General features: G+C 71.5%; 7 protein-coding genes. 1 reads left to right on the top strand and 6 read right to left on the bottom strand.

Going from position 1 to position 5,993, the window contains the following annotated elements:
- The 6 genes from EIO58_RS11250 to EIO58_RS11225 all read right to left on the bottom strand — a co-directional run.
- The coding region (locus tag EIO58_RS11250) for an LLM class flavin-dependent oxidoreductase (RefSeq protein WP_127819617.1) at positions 1-590 on the bottom strand (590 nt) is incomplete at its 3' end.
- A gap of 94 nt (positions 591-684) precedes the next feature.
- The gene (locus EIO58_RS11245; RefSeq protein ID WP_127819616.1) at positions 685-1,740 is read right to left on the bottom strand and encodes a hypothetical protein; all 1,056 of its coding nucleotides are present in this window, start codon (positions 1,738-1,740) and stop codon (positions 685-687) included.
- Entirely contained in the window at positions 1,733-2,227 is a 495-nt protein-coding gene (locus tag EIO58_RS11240) for an RNA polymerase sigma factor (RefSeq protein WP_127819615.1), read from the bottom strand. The genes EIO58_RS11245 and EIO58_RS11240 overlap by 8 nt, the downstream gene beginning before the upstream one ends.
- 213 nt (positions 2,228-2,440) lie before the next feature.
- On the bottom strand, positions 2,441-3,130 hold the full coding sequence (locus tag EIO58_RS11235; RefSeq protein ID WP_127819614.1) for an alpha/beta fold hydrolase: 690 nt from the start codon (positions 3,128-3,130) through the stop codon (positions 2,441-2,443).
- An 18-nt stretch (positions 3,131-3,148) separates the two neighbouring features.
- Complete coding sequence (gene ychF / locus EIO58_RS11230) at positions 3,149-4,222, bottom strand: redox-regulated ATPase YchF (RefSeq protein ID WP_127819613.1); 1,074 nt, start codon at positions 4,220-4,222, stop codon at positions 3,149-3,151.
- Between the two features lie 52 nt (positions 4,223-4,274).
- Complete coding sequence (locus tag EIO58_RS11225) at positions 4,275-5,033, bottom strand: class I SAM-dependent methyltransferase (RefSeq protein WP_127819612.1); 759 nt, start codon at positions 5,031-5,033, stop codon at positions 4,275-4,277.
- A 115-nt stretch (positions 5,034-5,148) separates the two neighbouring features.
- On the opposite strand from EIO58_RS11225, the gene EIO58_RS11220 reads away from it, so the two are divergent.
- Positions 5,149-5,751 carry a 3'-5' exonuclease gene (locus EIO58_RS11220; RefSeq protein WP_127819611.1) on the top strand — a complete coding sequence of 201 codons (603 nt, stop codon included), beginning with the start codon at positions 5,149-5,151 and terminating at the stop codon, positions 5,749-5,751.
- Positions 5,752-5,993 lie beyond the last annotated feature (242 nt).

The raw sequence follows: 5,993 nt of genomic DNA, 5'->3' as shown, positions 1-5,993 counted from the left end.
CGGCCGACCTCCTCAGGGTCGTGGCCGACCGTGATCACCCCGTCGGCCCAGTCGGCCGCCCACGCGGCCGTCGGCGCGGAGGCGGCGGCCGCGAACAGCGGAGGCGGCACGCTGGGCCTCGACCAGATCCGCGCGTCGTGCACGCGGAACGCGCCATCGTGGTCGACGCGTTCCCCCGCGATCAGGCGCCGCATGACGTCCACGGCCTGCGCGAGGCGGTCCTGCCGGTGGGTCTTCGGCGGCCACGGGGCACCTGTGACGTGCTCGTTGACGGCCTCGCCGCTGCCCAGCGCACACCAGAACCTCCCCGGGAACATCTCGGCCAGGGTCGCGATCGCCTGCGCCGTCACGACCGGGTGATAGCGCTGGCCGGGTGCGGTCACCGTGCCGAACGAGAGGCTCGTCGTGGCGAGCGCGGCCCCGAGCCAGCTCCAGGTGTATCCGGACTCACCCTGTGCGAGGCCCCATGGGGCGAGGTGATCGGAGCACATGGCGCCGTCGAAGCCCGCCCGCTCGGCATCCTGGACCGACGCGAGAAGGATGGACGGCGGCAGCTGCTCGTGCGATGCGTGATAGCCGAGGAACACCATGCCCTTCACACTGGGTGCGCGGATGGGCCGTCGGAAGGCTGTTGCGGGGGTTCGGCGGAGGTGCTAACGCACGACGCGGACCTGCGCCGGCATGTCAGTGCCCGTCGACGCCCAGGCCCCACATCTGGTAGCTCATGACCGATCCGGTCGGTATGGGGAACTCCGGCTCGTCGCCGAGGTAGATCGTCTCGCTGCCGAGGATGCGCCCGGTCTCGGTCGAGATCAGCATCACCTCGTCGTGCATGCCCGTCGCCGAGCGGGCCGAGATGCCGAACGCCTTCCGGCCGGCGCGGTCATGCGCGACGCCGAGAGTCTCGAGCCCGTCGTACTCCTCCAGCACCGTCAGCAGATCGGCCTCCTGGGCGTTGGTCAGCGTCCAGTGGTTCTTGAGATCCGCCACGGCGCGCAGCGCCTCGGCTCCCCCGCCAGGTCCGTACATCGCAATCGACTCCGCGACATACGACCGGTAGAAGTCGACCCCGCTGCCCGCCACCAGGAAGGGAATCGGCCGCTCCCCGTCCATGAGGTTCATCTCGCTCGGAATCTCGTCGTCGCGCAGCACGGTCCCTTCCTTCGGCGGATCCGCGCGTGTCGGCGGCTGGTCGTCGCCCGCGACGTAGGGCCGCCCGGCGGTCACGCGGATGTGCATGGCGAACGTCTCGTCCCACGCCGTGGAGACCACCTCGGGCGAGATGACGGTGCCACGGTCCTCGCCGTCCATCTGCGTATGCGAGTACCACGCGACGACCGTCGCCTCGCGCACGGGTTCCGCGGGCCCGGGCGACTGCGCGAGCTGATCGCGCGCGCGGGCGAGGTGCTCTTCGAAGGACAGATCGGATGCCTCGTAGACGAGCGGCGGCAGCCCCTCGGCAGCAGCCGGCGCCGGGGTCCCGAACGGGTCGACGACCAGAACGACGATCAGCGCCACCACTGCGGCCGCGGCGGCGGGGAGCGTCGCGATCCACCACATCCGGGCGCGCCGCCGCCTCCCCGCGCGCTCGGACGGCTCCGCGTCGATGCGCTCGACGATCCCGGACCAGATGCGCTCCCTGCGGGCGTCGAGCTCGGGCCCGGTCGCAAAGTCGACGGGATCGAGGGCGCGGAGCATGCGTGCAAGCTCGTCGTCGTCGCTGATCTCGCGCCTAGGCATAGGTCTCCGCCCCCTCTCTATCGCTGTCGCTCTCGGTCGGCCACGCGGCCCGCAGCGCCGCCTTGGCCCGGCTGAGCCGCTTCCACACCGCCTGCTCGGAGCACCCCAGCACGACCGCGGCCTCCGCCGCACCGAGACCATCCCAGTAGGTGAGCTGGAGCACCTCTCGGTGGGCAGGCGTCATCCGCGCGAGGAGGCTCCCGAGCGTGTCGAGGTCTCCGCCGTCGCCGGGAGCGGTGCGCATCAGCTCGGCGTCGCGCAGCGCGCGGCGTTCACGCTCGTGCCGGCGCAGCTCGGCCTTGACCAGGTTCGCGGCCGTGCGGATGAGCCAGCCGACCGGCTGCGGATGGTCGGCCGGCAGCTTGCGATACGCCAGCTCGAAGGTCGACGCGACGATGTCGTCGGCGCTCGCCGCGAGTCGACGGTTCACGAAGCGGTGCACCGCCTTGTAATGCGCACGGTACAGCGCCTCGAACCCGTCTCGCATACCCGTCCTGAACCCGCAGCCGACCAGGCAATGCTCTCATGCCCTCGCGACGCGCCCTCGCGACTGTCCACAGCGGCTCGCTCCCCGACGGGTGCCCACAACCCGGCTCTCACCAGGAAATGCCCGATGGGCGCCGATCCTGACATCCTGGCCGGATGACGAGGGAGTCAGCGGTGCACGCGACGGCGAGAGCGCCGGGGCGTCACGACGTCGTCAGTCCCAGTCGAGGTAGTCCTCGATCGGCCATGCGGTGGCGCCGACGTGCGTCACGGGGAACAGGTGCCCGGCACCCTCGACACCCACCACGCTCACGCGGTCGGGCGCGGTTGCCTGCAGCCGCTCGCCGTTCGCCGGGGGCGTGAGGCGGTCCTCCGCGCCCTGGACGACGAGGACAGGGACGGCCGGGGCGAGCGAGGACCATTGGATGTCGGGGGACGCCTCCTGCGCCGCGCGCTGCATCGCGTCGACCTCGCCGTCGCGAGCGCCCTCGGGGATGTCCGACCCCCCGGCACTGAGCTCGTCGGTCTGCTCCGCGCCCTCGACGCCGAGCAGCAGCACTCCGCCGACGCGTCCCGGGTGGTCGAGCGACACCGTGCGAGCGACCGAGCCGCCGAACGCGTGACCGCCGATCCACGCACCGGCGAGCCCGATGTGGTCCATCACGTCCACGACATCCTGCGCGAGGTCGTGCATCGACACCGTCGCGTCCGCGGCGGATGCGGGGTGGCGCGGACCCACGCGGACGACGCGGAAGTCCTCCTCGACGAGCGCGTGGGCGAGCGGCCCGAGGTAGCTGATGTTCAGACCGCGGCCCGGGACCAGCACAACCGCGGGACCGGTGGTCCCCTCATCGGCGTACGGGATCGCGCGGCCGTCGGGCTCGAAGATCTGGGTCTCGGTCACGGTGTGGGGTCCTCTCACTCAGACGTTGAAGCGGAACTCGACGACATCGCCGTCCTGCATGACGTAGTCCTTGCCTTCCAGGCGCGCCCTGCCTTTGGCGCGCGCCTCGGCGACGGAGCCCGCGGCGACGAGATCGCCGAACGAGATGACCTCGGCCTTGATGAAGCCCTTCTCGAAGTCGGTGTGGATCACGCCCGCGGCCTGGGGCGCCTTCCAGCCCTTGCCGATCGTCCAGGCGCGGGCCTCCTTGGGCCCGGCCGTCAGGTACGTCTGCAGTCCGAGGGTGTCGAAGCCGATGCGCGCGAGCTGGTCGAGACCGGACTCCTCCTGCCCGGTCGACGCGAGCAGCTCCGCGGCGTCCTCGGGGTCGAGGTCGATGAGCTCCGACTCGATCTTCGCGTCGAGGAACACGGCCTTGGCGGGCGCCACCAGAGCCTCCAGCGCCGCCTTCTTCGAGGCATCCGTCAGCACCGCCTCATCGACGTTGAAGACGAAGATGAAGGGCTTCGCGGTCAGCAGGCCGAGCTCTTTGACAGGGGTCAGATCGATGTTTGACGCCGACAGCAGCACGCCGTGCTCGAGCGCGTCCTTCGCGGCGAGCGCGGTCTCGAGCACGATCGGGTCGGCCTTCTTGCCGCGGACTTCCTTCTCGTACCGGGCGATCGCCTTGTCGAGGGTCTGCAGGTCGGCCAGCTGCAGTTCGGCGTTGATCGTCTCCATGTCGCCCTGCGGGTTCACCGCGCCGTCGACGTGCACGACGTCGTCGTCGCTGAACCCGCGCACGACCTGGGCGATGGCATCCGCCTCGCGGATGTTCGCGAGGAACTGGTTGCCGAGCCCCTCGCCCTCCGAGGCGCCACGGACGATGCCCGCGATGTCGACGAACGACACCGCCGCCGGGAGGATGCGCTCCGAGTGAAAGATCTCGGCGAGCGTCTCGAGCCGCGGATCCGGCAGGTTGACCACCCCGATGTTCGGCTCGATCGTCGCGAACGGGTAGTTCGCCGCGAGCACCTGATTCTTGGTCAGGGCGTTGAAGAGGGTCGACTTGCCGACGTTCGGGAGACCGACGATGCCTATTGTGAGAGCCACGGGCATCCAGTCTAGATGCCGGGCCCGCGCGCCCGCCGCCGCGGCCGGCAGGCTAGGGACGAATGCCGCGATAGGCGCGCGTCACGTACGGGACGTCGACGACCTCGGCGCCCGTGTCGTCGTGCCGCCGGTGCGCGTCGAAGAGATCCGCGACCGCGGCGAGGATCCGGCCACGGTCCTCGGGCGTCGCCGTGATGACGTAGCTGCGCGACGACACCATGTCGAGCAGCCCCTCGAGGCCGAGCGTGCGCGTCCACCGCCACACCTGCTCCTCGAGCGGGTCGAACGGAGGATCCACCCGGGGTCCGTCCGCGGACAGCATCCGCTCGGCATGGCTGCCGTGCATCACGCGCGTCAGCTCTGCGATCCAGGGCACGGACTCGTCGCGGATGTTCCACACGAGGCCGAGGACACCCCCGCTCCGCAGCACGCGCGCGGCCTCGGCCGAGGCCGCGGCGACATCGACCCAGTGCCACGCCTGCCCGAGCAGCACCGCGTCGAGCGATGCGTTCGGCAGGGGCATCCGCTCGGCCGTGCCCGCGAAGGTCGGCACGCCGTGGACGTGATCACGGAGCGCCGCGAGCATGCCGGGGTCGGGGTCGACCGCGACGACCTCGGCGCCGGTCTCGACGATCGTGCGGGTGAGCTTGCCGGTTCCGGCGCCGACGTCGGCGGCTCGCAGCGCGCGGTCGGGCTGCCGCACCGGGGCGAGCATCCAATCCACAGCCTCGCGCGGGTAGTCCGGCCGCCCCGACTCGTAGGCGCGGGCGGCCGAGCCGAACGACAGCGACATGTCCTCGCGACTGGCCATGGTTCGAGCCTATGCCGAGCGGGGCGGGCGCTGTCGAGCGCCGACGGCACGTCGAGCGCCGACGAACGCGGCGCGCCTCCGCCGCTGTCGCATCCGCCCGGGCGAGTCTGAGGACGTGCCCCTGGACTTCACCGCGATCGACTTCGAGACGGCGAACTCCAGCAACGCGTCGGCCTGCGCCGTCGGCCTCGTGCGCGTGCGCGGCGGCGAAATCGTGGACAGGACGGGCTGGCTCATCCGTCCGCCCGCCGGGCACGACGCCTTCTTCGAGCTGAACACCCGCATCCACGGCATCCGCGCCGAAGACGTGATCGGCGCGCCGACGTGGACCCAGCAGCTGTCGGATCTCGCGGCGTTCGCCGGCGACGACATCCTGGTCGCGCACAACGCGGGGTTCGACATGGCCGTCATCAAGCGCGCGTGCGACGCGACCGGCGACGAGTGCCCGCCGTACCGCTACGCGTGCAGCCTGCAGGTCGCGCGCAAGGTCTATCGGCTCGAGTCGTACCGCCTGCCCTTCGTCGCCGCCGAGGCGGGCTTCGCCGACTTCCCGCATCACAACGCGACCGCCGACGCGCTCGCATGCGCCCACGTCATGATCGACGCCGCGCGGCGCGTCGGCGCCGACGACATCGACGGTCTGGCCGAACTCGCCGGCGTGCGCGTGTCGCAGATCGAGATCGCAGCGGCTCCCACCGTCTCGTTCGTCGTCGCCTGAGTCCGGATGCGCCCGCGCCGGTGCCGCATCGGCGTTGTGCGCAGGCGATGTCGGGGGTCCGGGGCATCCTGTGGACATGGACGCACTCCTGCTCTCGGCGATCGCGATCGCGACGCTCGTCCTCGGCGCGATCGCGGGCTGGGCGGCGGGGTTCGCACGCGGTGCCACCCGCGCGGCGCGCGAGAACGCCGATCTGCGTGCGCGGCTGGCCGCGGCGGACGCAGCCCGTCAGGGAGTGCAGG

Source organism: Microbacterium sp. CPCC 204701, assembly GCF_004010105.1.
Lineage (GTDB): Bacteria > Actinomycetota > Actinomycetes > Actinomycetales > Microbacteriaceae > Microbacterium.
The sequence above is the reverse complement of the archived record's forward strand: the minus strand, read 5'-3'. Positions and strand labels throughout refer to the sequence as shown.

Bases quoted from the DNA above. Each gene is read 5' to 3' on its own strand.
- EIO58_RS11245 (WP_127819616.1), bottom strand. From the start codon at position 1,740: ATGCCTAGGCGCGAGATCAGCGACGACGACGAGCTTGCACGCATGCTC.
- EIO58_RS11240 (WP_127819615.1), bottom strand. From the start codon at position 2,227: ATGCGAGACGGGTTCGAGGCGCTGTACCGTGCGCATTACAAGGCGGTG.
- EIO58_RS11225 (WP_127819612.1), bottom strand. From the start codon at position 5,033: ATGGCCAGTCGCGAGGACATGTCGCTGTCGTTCGGCTCGGCCGCCCGC.